The organism is Streptomyces sp. NPDC042336, from assembly GCF_055581985.1.
Map to the genome: position 1 here is coordinate 40354 of NZ_JBVJEA010000036.1, position 15859 is coordinate 56212.

Annotated in this window: 13 protein-coding genes; 8 read left to right on the top strand and 5 right to left on the bottom strand. The window is 69.5% G+C overall.

All coding sequences use genetic code 11. The features are described from left to right. Positions 1 to 23 precede the first annotated feature (23 nt). The 4 genes from ACZ6IM_RS38600 (at position 24) to ACZ6IM_RS38615 (ending at position 3509) form a co-directional block, all read left to right on the top strand. Positions 24 to 896 carry a branched-chain amino acid ABC transporter permease gene (locus ACZ6IM_RS38600; protein WP_402678041.1) on the top strand — a complete coding sequence of 291 codons (873 nt, stop codon included), beginning with the start codon at positions 24 to 26 and terminating at the stop codon, positions 894 to 896. Beyond that, positions 893 to 1948: a branched-chain amino acid ABC transporter permease gene (locus ACZ6IM_RS38605; protein WP_402678042.1), complete on the top strand. Its 1056-nt coding sequence runs from the start codon at positions 893 to 895 to the stop codon at positions 1946 to 1948. The genes ACZ6IM_RS38600 and ACZ6IM_RS38605 overlap by 4 nt, the downstream gene beginning before the upstream one ends. Beyond that, positions 1945 to 3135, top strand: coding sequence for an ABC transporter substrate-binding protein (locus ACZ6IM_RS38610; protein WP_402678043.1), 1191 nt, complete (start codon positions 1945 to 1947; stop codon positions 3133 to 3135). Before ACZ6IM_RS38605 ends, ACZ6IM_RS38610 begins: the two co-directional genes overlap by 4 nt. Before the next feature lie 152 nt (positions 3136 to 3287). Continuing rightward, on the top strand, positions 3288 to 3509 hold the full coding sequence (locus tag ACZ6IM_RS38615; protein WP_402678044.1) for a hypothetical protein: 222 nt from the start codon (positions 3288 to 3290) through the stop codon (positions 3507 to 3509). Between the two features lie 107 nt (positions 3510 to 3616). On the opposite strand, the gene ACZ6IM_RS38620 is transcribed toward ACZ6IM_RS38615, so the two are convergent. The 3 genes from ACZ6IM_RS38620 to ACZ6IM_RS38630 form a co-directional block, all read right to left on the bottom strand. Further along, positions 3617 to 5626, bottom strand: coding sequence for a CASTOR/POLLUX-related putative ion channel (locus ACZ6IM_RS38620; RefSeq protein ID WP_402678045.1), 2010 nt, complete (start codon positions 5624 to 5626; stop codon positions 3617 to 3619). Between the two features lie 181 nt (positions 5627 to 5807). Beyond that, positions 5808 to 9527, bottom strand: a complete 3720-nt coding sequence (locus tag ACZ6IM_RS38625; RefSeq protein ID WP_402678046.1) for a S8 family serine peptidase — start codon at positions 9525 to 9527, stop codon at positions 5808 to 5810. A 297-nt stretch (positions 9528 to 9824) separates the two neighbouring features. Further along, positions 9825 to 10088 (bottom strand): DUF2630 family protein, encoded by a 264-nt coding sequence (locus tag ACZ6IM_RS38630; RefSeq protein WP_402678047.1) that lies wholly within the window; start codon positions 10086 to 10088, stop codon positions 9825 to 9827. A gap of 316 nt (positions 10089 to 10404) precedes the next feature. Between ACZ6IM_RS38630 and ACZ6IM_RS38635 the strand changes: the two genes are divergently transcribed. Continuing rightward, positions 10405 to 11292, top strand: a complete 888-nt coding sequence (locus ACZ6IM_RS38635; RefSeq protein WP_469563498.1) for an aromatic prenyltransferase — start codon at positions 10405 to 10407, stop codon at positions 11290 to 11292. Positions 11293 to 11550: 258 nt separating this feature from the next. Here ACZ6IM_RS38635 and ACZ6IM_RS38640 read toward each other — a convergent pair whose 3' ends face one another. Further along, the gene (locus ACZ6IM_RS38640; protein ID WP_399936806.1) at positions 11551 to 12297 is read right to left on the bottom strand and encodes an SDR family oxidoreductase; all 747 of its coding nucleotides are present in this window, start codon (positions 12295 to 12297) and stop codon (positions 11551 to 11553) included. A gap of 363 nt (positions 12298 to 12660) precedes the next feature. On the opposite strand from ACZ6IM_RS38640, the gene ACZ6IM_RS38645 reads away from it, so the two are divergent. The 3 genes from ACZ6IM_RS38645 (at position 12661) to ACZ6IM_RS38655 (ending at position 15089) form a co-directional block, all read left to right on the top strand. Next, the gene (locus ACZ6IM_RS38645; protein WP_402678050.1) at positions 12661 to 13251 is read left to right on the top strand and encodes a sigma factor-like helix-turn-helix DNA-binding protein; all 591 of its coding nucleotides are present in this window, start codon (positions 12661 to 12663) and stop codon (positions 13249 to 13251) included. 253 nt (positions 13252 to 13504) lie between these two features. Further along, positions 13505 to 14455, top strand: a complete 951-nt coding sequence (locus ACZ6IM_RS38650; protein WP_402678051.1) for a Dyp-type peroxidase — start codon at positions 13505 to 13507, stop codon at positions 14453 to 14455. 196 nt (positions 14456 to 14651) lie between these two features. Beyond that, positions 14652 to 15089 carry a hypothetical protein gene (locus ACZ6IM_RS38655; RefSeq protein WP_469563503.1) on the top strand — a complete coding sequence of 146 codons (438 nt, stop codon included), beginning with the start codon at positions 14652 to 14654 and terminating at the stop codon, positions 15087 to 15089. A 77-nt stretch (positions 15090 to 15166) separates the two neighbouring features. Here the strand turns inward: ACZ6IM_RS38655 and ACZ6IM_RS38660 are convergent. Continuing rightward, a partial coding sequence (locus tag ACZ6IM_RS38660) for a fumarylacetoacetate hydrolase family protein (protein WP_469563506.1) occupies positions 15167 to 15859 on the bottom strand: 693 nt, incomplete at its 5' end.

The following is a 15859-nucleotide window of genomic DNA, read 5'->3' on the forward strand; positions in this document are numbered from 1 at the left end:
CGATCGGAACCCGGTAGCCCCGCATGGCGCAGTTTCTCGACTTCACACTCTCCGGGCTCGGAGCCGGCACCACCTACGCACTGGTCGGGTTGGGGGTCGCGTTGGTGTACCAAGTCACCGGCGTGATCAACTTCGCGCAAGGCGACTTCGTCATGCTCGGCGGGCTGGGATCCGCGGTGTTGCACGAGGCGGGCACTCCCCTGTGGGCGGCTGCCCTGACCGCGATCGCGGCCACCTCCGCCGTTGGCGCCCTGCTGGATCTCGTCGTCATCCGACGGGCACGGGACGCCGACAGCGAACGGCTGATCATCTTGACGATCGGCGCCTCGGTGACCCTGGAGGGCGCGGCGCTCCTCGCCTTCGGCGCGGACTCCCACTTCGTCCCGGCCTTCTCCGGGGGCCACGCCTTCGACGTGTTCGGGGCCCATGTGCCCCGACAGTACGTGTGGTGCGGGGTGGCCACCGGGGTGGCAGTCCTGCTGATGTGGGTGTTCCTCACCAGGACCTTGTGGGGTACCGCGATGCGCGCCACGGCCATGGAACCCGAGACCGTCCGTCTCATGGGCGTCTCGCCGGCCCGGATGAGCCTGCTGGCGTTCACCGTGGCCGCGGCGCTGGGCGCGCTGGCCGGAGTGTTCCTGGCTCCGCTCCAGCCGCCGGACGCGTCGGTGGGCATCCCCTTCGGTCTCAAGGGCTTCACCGCGGCGGTCATCGGCGGACTCGTCTCCCCGGTGGGCGCCGTGGCCGGCGGGCTGCTGGTCGGACTGGTCGAGGCATACGCCACCGGATACCTCAGCAGTGAGTACAAGGACACGCTCACCTACGGACTGCTGCTCATGGTGCTGCTGCTCCGGCCCACCGGGCTGCTTCGCCGGGCGTCGGTGGTGCGGGTATGAACGGGTCGCACCGGGCACGCGCCCTGGTCGGCTCTCGTGTCGCCGGGTACGCCGTCTTCGTCGTACTGCTGCTGACGGTGCCCGCCGTCTTCACAAGGGTGCCCTTCTACACGATGTCGGTCGCGGTGCTCATGTGTCTGCAGGCCACGGCGGCACTGGGTCTCGTTCCCCTCGTCGGCCGGGCCGGACAAATCTCCCTCGGACAGGCCGCCTTCTTCGCCATCGGCGGGTACACCTCCGCGATCCTCACCGGCAGATGGCACGTCAACGCCCTGCTCGCGCTGACCGCCGGGGCCGCGCTGGCCATGGCCGTGGCCTACGTGGTGGGGCTGTTCATCTTCCGGGCACAGGGCCAGTACCTGGCGCTGGCCACCCTGTCGTTCGGTCTGGTGGTCAGCTCCCTGGCCAATCAACTGCCGCTGACCGGCGCCTCGAACGGCCTCTCGGGCATTCCGTCGCTGGCGCCGTTCGGTGTGGAGCTGGACACCGACCTGTCGGTCTACTACCTCGTGGCCGGCGTGCTTCTGATCGCCGTGCTCTTCGTCGACGCGCTGCTGCGGTCCCCTGCAGGGGACGCGCTGACCGCGCTGGGTGACAGCCCCGTGGCGACGGAGGCTGCCGGGGTGTCGGCCGCCGCGCTGCGCCGTGGCGCGTTGGCGCTCGCTGCCGGGCTCGCCTCGATCGCGGGCAGTCTGTACGCACATTGGTCGTCCTTCATGGACTCCGGTCAGGCAGGGCTCCTCAGCTCCGTACAACTGCTCGTCATCGCCTCGGTCGGTGGACTGCGGACCCCGTGGGGCGCGCCGCTCGGTGCGCTGGTGATCATCACGTTCTCCGAGGCGTCCAAGGACTTGATCCCGAAGGTGTTCCCGTCCGCTACCGGGAATTTCGACATCATCGTCTACGGGATCGCGTTGATAGCCGTGCTGCTGTTCCTGCCCAGAGGGGTGGGCGGCGTGTCGGCGGTCCGCACAGAGCGGTCGGTTCGGAAGCGGCAGGACTCTCCTGCCCCCGCCACGACGGCTCGTACTCAGGAAAGAGAGACACAGTGATCCGGACAGGTACCTCGTTGGCGCTGACCGGCGCGATCCTTGTCGGCGCCTTGGGGCTCACCGGCTGCGCCGCGTCGGAGCAGGACGACGGGACGGGCGGGCAGTCGAAGGGGGGAGACATCGCGATCGGCGCCAGCCTGGAGTTGTCGGGGCCCACGCAGAGCATCGGCACGGCGTACAAGAAGGCCCTCGAACTGCAGGTGGACTCGATCAACGAGCAGGGAGGAGTGCTGGGCGGACGCAAGCTCAGGCTGATCGTCAAGGACAACCAGACCAAGCCCGCGCAGAACATCACGAACGTCAACGACTTGATCAACAACGATCACGTCGTGGCAGTGATCACGGGAGGCTGCTCGGCGTGCACCGTCCCGGTCACCAGCATCGTGGAGAAGCGCAAGGTGCCACTGATCTCGCTGGCCTCGGCAACGGCGATCACCAACCCCGTGGCGGAGCGTCAGTACACCTTCAAGATCTCGCCCAACCCCGCTCAGGACGCCGAAGTGCTGCTGGCCGATCTGAAGAAGCAGGGGGTGAGGAGTGTCGGCCTGCTCAATGTCGACAACCCCTACGGGCAGGAGGGCCGGGCGGCGGTCCTGGCCCAGGCGAAGAAGACCGGCATCAGGGTCACCGGCACGCAGCAGTTCGGCCAGGAGGACAAGGACATGAGCGTCCAGGCGAAACGCCTGGTCGACGACCGTCCCGAGGCCGTGGTCGTCTGGGCGGTCATGCCCGCTGCCGGGATCATCGCCAAGAACCTGCGGGACGCGGAATTCGACGGTGGTGTGTATCTGGATGCCGGCGCCGGCGCGGAACTCTTCGTCAAGGGCGCCCAAGGAGCCGCGGAGGGCGTCCACATGGTCTTCCCCCGCGTCCTGGCGATCGGTGACGTCACCCCGGGCGGTGAGAGCGTCCGGAACCAGAAGCAGTGGGTGGCGCGCTACACCGACACGTACCAGGACTACTCCGGGTTCGCCTCCTTCGGGGCGGACGCTGCCCTGATGCTGCGCAACGCCATCGCCGAGGCGGGCAGCACGGACGGACCCGAGCTGCGCGACACGATCGAGACGATCGGCTTCGACGGAGTGTCCGGCCCGATCCGGAACTCGGCGAAGGAGCACTCCGGTCTCCAGCCCGAGTCGCTCGGCGTACTTGTGGTACGAGACGGCGACTGGCATCTGGCGAACTGACGGGCGGCCGAGGGCCTGGTCACCCGTGCTTTTCGGTCTTCCTTGCGAAGGCGAGGAGACGACGCCGGATGACGGGCAGACGAAGAGTCATGGTGGACACACAACTTCGGCACGGGGAACGGACCCGGCAGGAATCCCGTGCGCGAGGAACCATGGCGATCTGGCGGTGGGCCAGGTGGGCGGCACTCCTCCTCGCCGTCGGCTGGGCGCTGAACTCGGTCGTCAAGCTGGTCGAGGGTGCGCAGGGACGCGAGCTGTGGTGGCCGTTGCTCAATACCGTCATCTGGGCCGTGGTGACCGTGAACGGGTTCGTGACCTACCGCCGTATCAGGACCAGGACACTGCCGGCCATCACCGGTCGGACGGCAGCTTGACCGTCGTTCAGCCCATGAGGTCCGTTCGCGGACTGGCGCTGTGGACCGTCATGATGCCGTTCGGCGCCGCAGGCTGCCGTCCCTCAGGGGACTGGCGCTTGCGCACCTCATGCAGGGGCGGGGCCTCGCGTCTCCCTGTCGTCCGTGCCGCGCCGGGCTTCCGGGAGGACGTCCGGACGCGCTGTGCGTGCGCCGGACGCAGCGGCTGGGGAGTGTGCACCCGTCTCCGGCGGGGTCACGACCAGGATCTCGTCCGAGGAAGTCCAGCCCCGTTGTTCCGCTTTGCCGGGAGCGAGGCGTACGTCGACCTCCCGGCGCGGGGTGCGCGCATCGTGCGCTCGGTACCCGATCGCGCACTCTCCGCGCCTGAGGGCGGACGCCACCACGGTGGCGAAGGACGCCACCCGTCCCGGGAGCACGTAGTGCGAGGCCGGGCGCAGGGCCAGGGCGCCGCCCCGTGCGGCGAAGAGCGCCTCGAACACAGCGGCCATGCCGGTGTTCTGCGCGATCCTGGTCATGACCAGGGAGGTCAGCTCGCCGCGCACAACAGCGTCCCACTCCAGGCCCAGCGGGGCCAGTGCCAGGCCGCGGTGGTCGGTCAGTTCGGCGACGACGGGCAGGGCCTGGCCCGTCTCCTCCTCGACGGCCCGCAGGGTCAGCAGCGTGAGCAGGAGCTGGTCGTCAGGTCGGGCCCGGTGTGGTCCCGCGTCCGGTCCGAGCGCGATCACACTGTCGTAACCGAACAGGTCGAGTGCGCGAAGAGTGTCGGGTCGGGTCGTCTCTCCGACGTGGTACGACACGGCGACCCTTTCGTCGTCAGTGGGGCCGGCGGCCCCCGCGCTCACCGATCCGTCGTCGGAACCGGTGACGACGTGCAGGTGTGAGCCCGGCCGTGCGGTGCGGCGGAGCAGGTCCATGACGAGTGGAGCGCGACGGTTCCACCCCAGCAGCAACGTCTTCGAGGGAGGCCGCTGTCGGTCGTGCGGGCCCGCCATGACGGTGAGATCCACAGCGGTACCCTGCTGCTTCGGAACGGGCGGCCGATCGTCCCGGGCGACGACGATCAGGCGGTCCCCGGGGCCACATCGCGTGCTGGAGGCCGGTGTGAGCAGGGCACGGCCGTCGGCCGCCAGGTACCCGACGACACAGGCTTCCTCGTACCGCGGCGAGATCTCGGCGAACGTCAGTCCCAGGGCGTCCGGTGCGTGGACCACGTGGAACTCGGCGCCCGTGAGATCGAGAAGGTCCCTCAACGCCCGCACCAAGCCGGGGTGCCGGGCGGCCTGGACGAGCAGCCGAGCCGTGGTGGACTCGACGTCCAGGACGACGCCCCGCGGTCCGGCAGCGAGCCGGGCCGCGGTCAGGAACCGCTCGTCGCGCACGGCGGCCACCACCGGTGGGCCCGCCCCGGCGCCGAGCAGGGCTTGCAGGGCCAACAGCACCCGGACCACTTCCGCGTCGGCGGCGTCATCGTCGCCCGGCAGCACCAGGACGCAGTGTGCCGCGGCGGGAGTGAGCAGCGCGAGGGCAGCGGGGTCGGTCGGCGCGCCCGTACGGCAGACGACGCGTACTCCGCGACTCACCCCCAGCACCGCGTTCAGGTCCGAGGCCATCACGGCGGAGTCGCGATCGGCGAGCACCGCGACGGCTCCCCGTACTCTGCCGACCTGGCTGATGACCATCTCACCGACAACGGTGAACACCTGATCGGACCAGCCGAGCACCACCGCGTGCCCCTTCTCCAGCACCCTGGACCGACCCCGGCGCAGTTCTTCCAAGCGGTCACCCAGCCCGGTCGTGATCACACCCACCAGGGTGGAGACACACAGCAGGGCAATCAAACCGAGAAACACCGACAGGACCATCCGGAGCGGCGCGCCGGTCACCCCGCCGAGGCGGAGGGTCTCTGCGCTCGTACGCCACACGGCGACGAGCCGTTCCGACAGGGAGCGGGGTGCCCGCGGGTCGGTCCACACCAGGAGCGTGCTGAGGGGAACGACGATCGCCAGACAGCAGGCGGCCAGCCAGCCGAGCAGGGCCCCGGTGCTTCGGGCCAGTGTCCGGTCGAAGACATAACGCGCGCGGTGTCGCCATGAAACCGGCCGCTTGCGCCCCATAGTGTGTACCCCCTACCGCCCCGCGCACCGCGTGAGCCATCAGCGGAAGAGTGCTGACGCGAGAGCCGCGACACACCGTGCCACGGGAATATTCACCCGTTCGGGAACGGCACGGCGGGCTACGGCTCCGAGCAGCGCTGCCCGGAGCCGTAGCCCGTTGTCCTGCCGGGGTGACGTCGGGTCAGCGGAGGCCGAAGGCCCGGGTGACCGTCTGGTGGACGGTGTTGCCGACCGTGTCCCGCGCACTGGCGCGCACCGTGACGAACTCCGCCCTGCTCGGGGCGTCGAGGCGGAAACCGCCGCTCCCGGTGCGATCGGCGCGGTGCCAGGTGCGGCCGTCGTCGTAGGAGAGCTCCACGGTGGGCGCGCCGAGGTGGCCGACGTGCGCGGCGCCGAGCAGGTGCGCGGCCGTCACGGTCAGCGTGGCGTGCCGCTTGGCGCGGCCGGCGCCGTCGAGCTCGACGCGGTAGTCGAGCTGTACGAGCGGCAGCACCGTTTTGGCCTCCGGGCCGGCGGCGGCACCGGAGACGAAGTCCCACTGGGTCCGGGTCGCCGACGAGTACGGCGTGAACGGCGCCTTGCGCTCACCGGTGACGACGAGCCGGTAGGGCAGCGTCCCGGGGGCCGGAGCCTTGCCTTCGACGAGCGAGAAGACTCCCTCGCCGAGGGTCGTGCCGCCCTGGGACAGGGTCATGTGCTGGGTGGTCGTGCCGGTGTCGTCCTGGCTGAGGCCGACGTGGTCCCGGCTGCCCCAGGCGGGGATGTCGATGGCCATCGAGTCACCGATGCGCAGGGGCGACCGGTACGCGTCGTTGAGGTGAGGTCGTTCGATGGGCCTGAACCACTCCTCCGACTGGCGGCTGCCGGGCAGGTAGGCCGTCTTGGCGCCGATCTCGTAGGTCACGCCTGACGCGTACGCCTCCTGGTTCCAGCGGTAGTCACCGGTGGAGACCCAGTCGGTGCGGGTGCCGCTGACGGGCTCGGGCTGGGGCCCGCCGAAGGTCCAGCCGCTGCCCGGGATCCAGTCGTAGCGGAACTCCCCGCCGGACCCGTCGGGCAGCGGGCTGTCGAAGGCCACGTCGACCCGGGCCAGGGAGCGGGAGTCCGCCCGGGTCGTCATCCGGGTCGGGATCTCGTTGTGCCAGCTCGCGAGGAGGTCGTACACGTAGGGGCTGACCGGCTGGGAGGCCACGGTGACCTGCGCACCGCGGGCCTTCGCCTGGGCGGTGAGCTTCTCGCCCTCGTCGGTGCTCAGCAGCGCGACGTCGAGGGCGACGGGCGGCCCGAAGGGCTCGCCGTAGCCGCGCACGGCACGGCCGTCCTCGTTGTTGACCACCAGAAGCAGTTTGGCCCCGGCGGCCACGGCATTGGCCGCCTGGACGCCGTCGGCGACGTCCTCGTTGCGGCGTACCACCACGGCCTTGCCGCGGGCGTCAAGCCGGGCGTAGTCGGCGCCGGCGCCGTTGCCCGCGAAGACCAGCGGCAGTGTGCGCGTGCCCTTCGGCAGTGCGGTGACGCCGTCCTGGCGCAGGACGTCCGTGAAGTCGGTGGTCCGGGTGGACACCGTCAGCGCGGGCTGCTCCTTGCGCCAGCGGGCGTTGACGAGGAAGTCGCCGTGGGTCACCTTGTGGGTGGTCGGCTGCGCCCACAGGCTGTCGTACGCGGTCTGGGTCTCCAAGCCCGTCCGGTACGTCGTCCCGCCCATGGAGCGCTGGTAGTCCAGCCGCTGATAGGTCGCCTCCGTCCGCCGGGGCACCGTCGTCTCGATGCGCTCGATCCGGCTCGCGTCGAAGGTGACCGTGGCGTCCTCCGTCAGCCGGACCTCGGGGTCACCGAGCAGTGCCATGCCCCAGGAGTGGGGGCCATGGACGCCGGGGACGGTCTTGAAGGCGAGGGCCGAGTAGGTGTCCTCCGGCAGGTACAGCTCGGTCGTGCCGCTGTCGCCCACGAGGACGGGGAGGGACTCGGAGTCCCCCGACCTCAGGAGGTCGAACACGCCCGGCACGGGGTTGCCGTCCGCGTCCTTGAAGTGCACCGTCAGCTTGTGCCGGACCGGGCCCTGGGACACCGCGGTGTGCGCCACGCCCCGCGCGTCGGCGTCCGTCGCGAGGATCTGGCCGCTGTAGGTGCGACCACCGGCCGAGCCCGAGCCGTCGATCGTCAGAGTGACACCGGCGGAGCCGTGCGCGGGCACGGTGACCCGGGAGGCCGACAGCCGGAACATCCCCTGGGGTGCGTGCGTCGCCGCGACCGACAGATCCAGGGTGACCGCGGCGCCGGTGGTGTTCGTGTACGTCACCGGGCGCTGCACGGGGCCCGGTGAGCTGCCCGGGGCGTAGGCGGTCGCCGAGGCGTACACCCCGGCGTGCACCGCCGCGTCGACGTCCACCCGGCCGCTGCCGGCCTGGAACGCGTCGTACTGCGGAGTGCGGTGCGAACTGCTGGCGAGGACGTCCTTCAGGGCGCTGCCGGTGAGGTCGGGACGGGCGGCGGCGAGCAGAGCGGCGGCGCCGGCGACGTGCGGTGTGGCCATCGAGGTGCCGCTCAGGCTCTGGTACGCGCCGTTGCCGCCTGCGGCGAAGGAGGAGTTGGCGGCGAGGATGCCGACTCCGGGGGCGGTGATCTCCGGCTTCAGCGCGCCGTCGACCCGGGGTCCCTGGCTGGAGAACGAGGCCACGGTGTCGGTGGAGTCCACCGCGCCCACGGTCAGTGCGGAGGTGGCCACACCAGGGGCGCCGACGGTGCCGGCCTCGCCCCCGTTGCCCGCGGCGACGACGAACAGCGCGTCGGTCTCGGCGCTGAGCCGGTCCACGGCCTGGCTCATCGGATCGCTGCCGTCGGACGGCTCACTGGAGCCCAGGCTCATGTTGACGATCTTTGCGTGGCGTTCGAGGGTGGCCCACTCCATGGCGGCCAGCGTCCACGAGATCTGCCCGCGCCCGGAGTTGTCCAGCACCTTGCCGATGCTCAGCCGCGCTCCGGGCGCGACCCCCTTCTCCTTGCCGTCCGAGGCCGCACCGGTGCCGGCGATGGTGGACGCCACGTGGGTGCCGTGCCCGTCGCGGTCGTCGGTGTTCTCGTCCGGTACGAAGCTCTGCCGCGCCGCTATCCGGTCGGCGAGGTCCGGGTGCCCGGCGTCGACGCCGGTGTCGAGAACGGCGACCTCCACGCCCTGCCCGGTGTTGCCGCCGGCCCAGGTTTTCGGGGCGCCGATCTGTGCGGTGCTGTCGGCCAGGTCCGCCTCGACCGGGGCGTCGAGCCAGATGTGTGCGACACCGCCGGGGAAGGCGGCGTCGGTACGTGCAGTTCCGGCGTCGTCGCCGACCGTGTTCCTTCCGGTGACGGAACGCCAGAACTCCGCGGCCCGAGCTCGGTCGGCGCTGAGCGCGGCGCCCTGGACACTGGCGAGGTCGCGCACCTTGCGGGCGCCGTCGGGGACAGCGGCCTTACGGTGCGCCGTCGCGTTCCGGTACGACACGATCAGTGGGAGCCGCTCGCGGGAGGCGTCGTCGTACCCGTCCTCGATCAGGTCGGTGACGTTGAACAGTTCGCGGTCGAGGCTGCCCTCGGCTACGAACGGCAGGGCGGACTCCGGGTACACGAACAGGTCACCGTCCGCCTCGGTGATACGCGACCGCGCGGGCTTCCCGTCGGCGTCCCGCACGGTGACCGTTCCACCGGCTCCTCCCGAGCCTTGACGGGTGGTCACCACGTCGCCGGTGATCAGTGTCACAGTGTGTTCGCCGGGGGGAACGCCGGTGGAGGAGGGCGCCTCGTGCGCGGCGAGCGTGGGTGCGGAACCGGGCCGTGCCACGGCCCGTACGCTGAGCGGTCCCGTGAACACGAGCACCGCGGCGGCGGCAACTGCCGTCACACTCCAGCATTTTGGGTGTCGCTTCAAGTGTCTGTATCTCCTGCGGTCGCGCCGGACGGGAACGATCGTCCCCTGGCGCTTCAAAGTTCACCGAACAAACGGTCGGCATCTCTGAAGCGCGGTGAGCATACGGCCACCCCGTACACCGTGTGAAGAGTGCGGGCCGACTCCTCGGACCGGCCCGGACGCCGTCCCCGAACGTCGCACGCTCGTGGGCACGTCCGAACTCCCGCCTTCTGTCACACGGCGCCCTTCAGTGCTCACCGACCGCCGGTTACCTGCCCCGGACACCCCCCTCTGTCAGCCGCGTCACTCGGCTCCGCTTCAGGAGAGGTAGTCCTCGACCTGCGAGGCGGGCCGAAAGCGCACGTTGTCGGGATCCTGACCTGCGGCGACCCGCGCCTTTCGCTGCCGGAGCAGGTCCCAGCACCGGTCCAGCTCGGCCTCCAGACGGGCCAGACGAGCGTGCTCGGTCGACTCGTCGATCACCTGCTCTGCGAGCTGCTCCCGCAGGTCCTTTTCCTGACGGATCATTTCGTTGATGCGACCGAGGATCTGTCCCTCGGCGTCGGCTTCGGAGCCGGTCATGATTCTCCCTGGGACGTTGGGTTGCCACTGTCGGTGCGGACGACGGGTCAGTCGGTCGCACTCTTCATTGTCATTCCGCTGGTCGTGTCCGGCATAAGCAAGATGACCGCTCCCCACGGGAAGCGGATGCGACTCAGACAGTGTGAAGAAATCCAGTATGGTGTGGTGGCCGAGTGACCCGGATGAGGCTCAAGTCACACTGTGTCAGACTGATAGACGGCAAGGCGGCCCCGGACGCGTTGCTGTTGCGTTTTTGGACCCCGAGCGAGTCATGTGCACAAGCACCCCTATGTGATCCGGAAGAAGCAGGAGAGCAATGCCTACTGGTAGAACGACGGATCTGGACCGGTTCCTTTACGACCTCGAGGCGTACGCGGAGCTTGCCGAGGTCAACTTCGACAACCGAGCCGTCGAGCAGGTTGTTGACGCCTTCGCGGAGCAGTTCGCCGCCGGAACCATCACGGTCCGCACGACGACTCACGAAGCCTCCGCCCGCAGTGTGAACTTTCGTTACATGTACCCGGATTCGCCCCATGATCCGGTCGGGATCGCCCGGGCACACGGACTTCTTCCCGACGCCGATCCTGCCGTCATGTCGCTGCTCGGTGAGGTCACCGACAAGATCCCCCTGTGGTGGGGGCTGGACGCGTCGGTGGGACACGGCGTACAGAAGGTCTGGGCGTTCTTCGAGCAGCCCCTGGAATTCGGTGAAATCGCTTCGCTCGAAAACATACCCCATTCCCTGCGGGACCATCGTGAACGTTTCGACGAGGCTCGTATCGACAGATTCGCGATCATGGGGTTCGATTTCCGCGACAACACGACGAACCTCTACTCCGAGATGGTCAGTCCCGGCTACTTCGACCAGGAGGACATAGCCAGGATGATCCGGGACACGGGTTCCCTCCCGCCGGACAACGAGGAGATCGGGCGCTGCCGGGGAGCGATCAACGTCTACTACACGTTCGACTGGAATTCCCCGCAGGCCCGCAGGCTCTGCTTCGCCGTCCCGGCGAGGGAAGGGGAGTTCCCCTCCCATCCGCACCCGCTCGCCGCCCGCTTCGCCGCCGAGGCTCCGGTTCAGGCGGAGCGCAGGGACCTGATCTTCAACCCCACCTTCGGTGCGCGTGGAAAGTACCTGAAGATGGAGGCGGACTACACCGGTGACGCCGCGTCCCGGGTCTTCGGCTACTGGAACCGCTGATCGTCCCCCGGACGCATCCATCGCGGTCACGGCCCCCGGAGGCAACGCTCCGTGGGGCCGTGCTTGTCGGTGAGCGCCGGCGCCGACGGTTCATGGGGCGGGTCTGCGGGGGTTTGTGCCGGAGGTGGGCCGGTGCCCGGCTGGCCCCGTGCACTCCTGTGGGACCACCAGGCGGACCTGCGGGAGCACAGTCGTACCTGCACCGCCCGCAGACCGCATGGCCGGCCGGAGATCCCAGCGGTTCCCGGAAACGCGGGACTAGCGCTGCCCTGCGGCCCACTCGTCGAAGTGGGTCTCCGCGATGCGGGCGTCTGCGCCGGGGAGCAGGTCCGACTCCTGGAGTGTGATGCCCCAGTAGAGACCGTTCGGGTCCGTCACGACGGTACGGGTGTCCTCCCGCACGGCCAGGCCCTTGCGGATGAAGTCCTCCATTCGGAAGACGTCGGGGCCCGCGACCTCGACCGTGCCGTTGAGGGGCGAACCGACGGCCGTGCGGCCCACGGCCGCGGCCACGTCGCCCGAGAAAATGGGCTGGATCTTGATGGGGGCGACGCTCACGGTGTCACCCTCCGTGGCCGAGTCCGCCAGGCTCTTCGCGAACTCGAAGAACTGCGTGGCGTGCACGATCGAGTACGGAATCCCGGACTTCTTGATCATGTCCTCCTGGGCCTGCTTGGCCTGGAAGTAGCCACTCGCCTGAAGACGGTCGGTCCCCACGACGGAGAGCGCCACGTGGTGGGCGACACCGGCCTCCGCCTCGGCCTTCAGCAGGTTGGTCGTCGAGACGCGGAAGAACTCCTTGACCGCGTCGTCCGCGAACGACGGAGAGTTCGACACGTCGATGACGACGGAGGCGCCTCGCAGCACCTCTGCCAGGCCCTCGCCCGTCAGCGTGTTGACACCGGTGTTCGGGGAGGCCGCGACCGCCTCGTGCCCGTGCTCGCCCAGCCTGGCGACGACCTGCGAGCCGATGAGCCCGGTTCCGCCGACAACTACAACCTTCATCGGAACGCCTTTCGGAGGGTTCTCTCGGGCGGCGTCCACCGCCGCGACCGAGCTGTCATTACTTAAGCAATGACCGGGCAGGAGTGCCACCTGTGACAGGAGGGAAGAGCGGGCGCCCGCAACCTCTCCTTGACTCCCCACATGCTGCTTCCTCCACCAGAGAATGACTGTGGAATGACTGTCGCCCCCTCAGTGCGCGCCATCGCCTCCGGCGGCGGCGTAGGTTCGGCCATGAAGTACCACGACGTCTGAACGAGGCCCTTGGTCGGTTACTCGTCTCGGGAAGGAAACGTGGAAGCTATGGGCGCCAAGAGGGTTGAGAAACACAGCGGGGTCGACGAGCGGGGACGTGCGCATCGCTCGGTGACAGCGCATGAGCCACCCGCCGGGCCGCCTGGTCGGGGAGAGGACGTCTTCGCACGGCTGGGGCCGCGACTGTTCGGGATCGCGTACGGCATGCTGGGCAGCACCGCGCAGGCAAGAGATCTCGTGCGGGACGTCTGGCAGCGCTGGCAGACTACCGACCGTGCGGGGGTCGCCGATCCGCGGGCGTACCTGATCATGGCCACGACCCGGTTGTCGATCGACGTCGCACACTCCGCGCGGTTGCGGCGCGCGTCCTACGTCGGCCCCTGGCTGCCCGAGCCCCTGGACACCGGCGATCATGCCGGGACCGGCGCCGCGCGCACGGAGGCGGTCGAGTACGACGTCCTGGTCATGATGGAACAACTGGACCTCGTCGAACGTGCGGCCTTCGTGCTGCGGGAGACGCTGGCTTCCCCCTATTCCGAGATCGCTGCCCTCCTCGACATCGACGAGGCCCAGGCCCGGCACCTGGTGCACCGAGCACGACGGCACCTCGCCACCGACCTCGCCACGGACCGGCAAGGCCGTGAGGACACCGCCGGTCAGACGCGCGGGGGTGACGGGGCCGAGGATTACGAGGCCGCATGACCGGGCCGGCGCTTGCCGACCGTCCGCGTCGTCGTGCCTCTCGCCGGTTCCATGCATCTTCGCGGGTGACGTCGTCATGGACGAGCACCCGGCGATCGTGGAGACCGCCAACGGCCGATGCGGACGCGCGGGCCCGGGTACCGTCGGGGTCCCGTGCGCACCACATTGGGTACGTGATGCCCGGCATCACCCACCCACACTGATGTGACAGGGTGTGTGGAGGTACGAGTCAGTCGTGGGAGGATGTTCGTTCATGGGCGGAGAAGTCGAGGAGCCGGAGCCCCAGATGGTTCTGTCCCCGCTGACCAGTGCGGCGATCTTCCTCGTCGTCACGATCGACAGCGGCGGGGAGGACACCGTCCGGGACCTGCTGTCGGATGTCGCCTCGCTGGAGCGGGCTGTAGGGTTCCGCGCGCAGCCCGACGGCAGGCTGAGCTGCGTCACCGGCATCGGTTCGGAGGCATGGGACCGTCTGTTCTCAGGAGCGCGTCCGGCCGGGCTGCATTCCTTCCGGGAGCTGGACGGGCCGGTGCACCGGGCGGTCGCCACCCCGGGTGACCTGCTCTTCCACATCCGGGCTTCACGGTTGGACCTGTGCTTCGCACTCGCCACCGAGATCATGGGCCGGCTGCGTGGCGCGGTGACGCCTCAGGACGAGGTGCACGGTTTCAAGTACTTCGACGAACGCGACATGCTGGGTTTCGTCGACGGCACGGAGAACCCGACGGGAGCCGCGGCACGCAGGGCCGTCCTCGTGGGTGACGAGGATCCGGCCTTCGCGGGAGGGAGCTACGTCGTCGTGCAGAAGTACCTGCACGACCTGGGCGCGTGGGAAGGGCTCTCCGCCGAGGGCCAGGAGCGGGTGATCGGGCGCCGCAAGATGACCGACGTGGAGCTGTCCGACGATGTCAAGCCGGCAGACTCGCACGTCGCGCTCACCAGTGTCACCGGTCCGGACGGCAGCGATCTGGAGATCCTGCGGGACAACATGCCCTTCGGGTCGGTGGGCCGCGAGGAGTTCGGCACGTACTTCATCGGCTACGCCCGCACCCCCGAGGTGACGGAGACGATGCTGGAGCGGATGTTCCTGGGCACCGCGTCGGCACCGCACGACCGCATCCTGGACTTCTCCACCGCCGTCACCGGCTCGCTCTTCTTCACACCGGCGGCGGACTTCCTGGAGGACCTCCCCGCTCGACCCTGAGCGCTGAACGACCCCCGTGCCCGACGCGAGGGTGGCGGCTTCTGGTAGAACCGGGCCGTGGTTCCTCGGAGCCGGCCCAAAGACTTCTTCGTCCGACAGCGGCCCGTCCGCTGCCCCGGACTACACCCTGGAGCCCGCTTTGTCCTTGCGAGCAGCTCGCACCCGGCCTGTATCCCTTCTCCTGGCCACCGCGCTGGTGACCTCGGCACTCACCGGCTGCACGCTGATGGATCTCGCCCGGGACTGCGAGGGGACCGCCGCCCGGGTCGAGGAGCTGGCGGCGCTCCGCGTCCTTGACTCCCGGCCCGACGAGGCCACCGTCGCCCGGGGCTTCGAGGAGGTCGACGCCGGCTGCTGGTCCGACAGCGGCGAAGTCACGGTGTACGCCGAGCGGACATACGCATGTCCCGGAACCCGGGCCGGCGTGGCAGCGCATTACCGGACAGCAGCGCAACAGGACGGATGGAGCCCCGACCCCGACGCCGCGCCCGGCGACCTGATCTTCGTCAAGAAGACCATGAACTTGCGGATCACCTTCCTCACCGCCGAACTGCTCGCGGAAGGGGGCCATGGAAGCCGCCCCGACCTCAGCACCGGTGCCGGTTACTCGATCACCGTCGACTCGTACGCATAGCGGCACCGAGGCGGACTGCCGGACGTCGGCATCGAAGAGAGGTCCGCGACCGACGATCCCGTGGAGATCCGGCGCGGTCAGCAGGAGCGGAGCGTCTGACGCTGGCGCCCCAGCCCCTCGATCTCGATCTCCATCACGTCACCTGGCCGCAGATAGGGGAAGCGGCCGGACAGGGCGACGCCCTGTGGGGTGCCGGTGTTGATGACGTCCCCGGGGTCCAGGACCATGTACTGGCTCAGGTCGTAGACCAACTGGGCGACGGAGAAGATCATGTCCGCGGTGCGGGAGTCCTGCCGCGGTTCGCCGTTCACGAAGGAGCGCAGCCGCAGGTCCTGTACGTCGGGTATCTCGTCGGCGGGTACGAGGTAGGGGCCGAGCGGGTTGAACGTGGCGCAGGACTTGCCCTTGGACCACTGGCCGCCGGAGTGCTCCAGCTGGAAGTCGCGCTCGGAGACGTCGTTGGAGACGGTGTAGCCGGCCACGTGCTCCAGGGCCTGTTCGGGGGAGTCCAGGTAGCGCGCCGTGCGGCCGATGACGACGGCGAGTTCGACTTCCCAGTCGGTCTTGGTGGAGCCGCGGGGGATTTCCACCTCGTCGTGCGGGCCGACCACCGTGTTCGGGGGTTTGAGGAAGATGATCGGGCGGGCGGGCGGCTCGCTGCCGGACTCCGCCGCATGGGCCGCGTAGTTCTGCCCGATGCAGACCACGGCGCCGGGCCGGGCGACGGGCGGCCCGAAGCGCAGCCCCTCGGCCTCCAGCACGGGCAGCGT

Coding starts and splice junctions, on each gene's coding strand:
- ACZ6IM_RS38600 (WP_402678041.1), top strand. CDS start 24: ATGGCGCAGTTTCTCGACTTCACACTCTCCGGGCTCGGAGCCGGCACC.
- ACZ6IM_RS38605 (WP_402678042.1), top strand. CDS start 893: ATGAACGGGTCGCACCGGGCACGCGCCCTGGTCGGCTCTCGTGTCGCC.
- ACZ6IM_RS38615 (WP_402678044.1), top strand. CDS start 3,288: ATGGCGATCTGGCGGTGGGCCAGGTGGGCGGCACTCCTCCTCGCCGTC.
- ACZ6IM_RS38620 (WP_402678045.1), bottom strand. CDS start 5,626: ATGGGGCGCAAGCGGCCGGTTTCATGGCGACACCGCGCGCGTTATGTC.
- ACZ6IM_RS38630 (WP_402678047.1), bottom strand. CDS start 10,088: ATGACCGGCTCCGAAGCCGACGCCGAGGGACAGATCCTCGGTCGCATC.
- ACZ6IM_RS38635 (WP_469563498.1), top strand. CDS start 10,405: ATGCCTACTGGTAGAACGACGGATCTGGACCGGTTCCTTTACGACCTC.
- ACZ6IM_RS38640 (WP_399936806.1), bottom strand. CDS start 12,297: ATGAAGGTTGTAGTTGTCGGCGGAACCGGGCTCATCGGCTCGCAGGTC.
- ACZ6IM_RS38650 (WP_402678051.1), top strand. CDS start 13,505: ATGGGCGGAGAAGTCGAGGAGCCGGAGCCCCAGATGGTTCTGTCCCCG.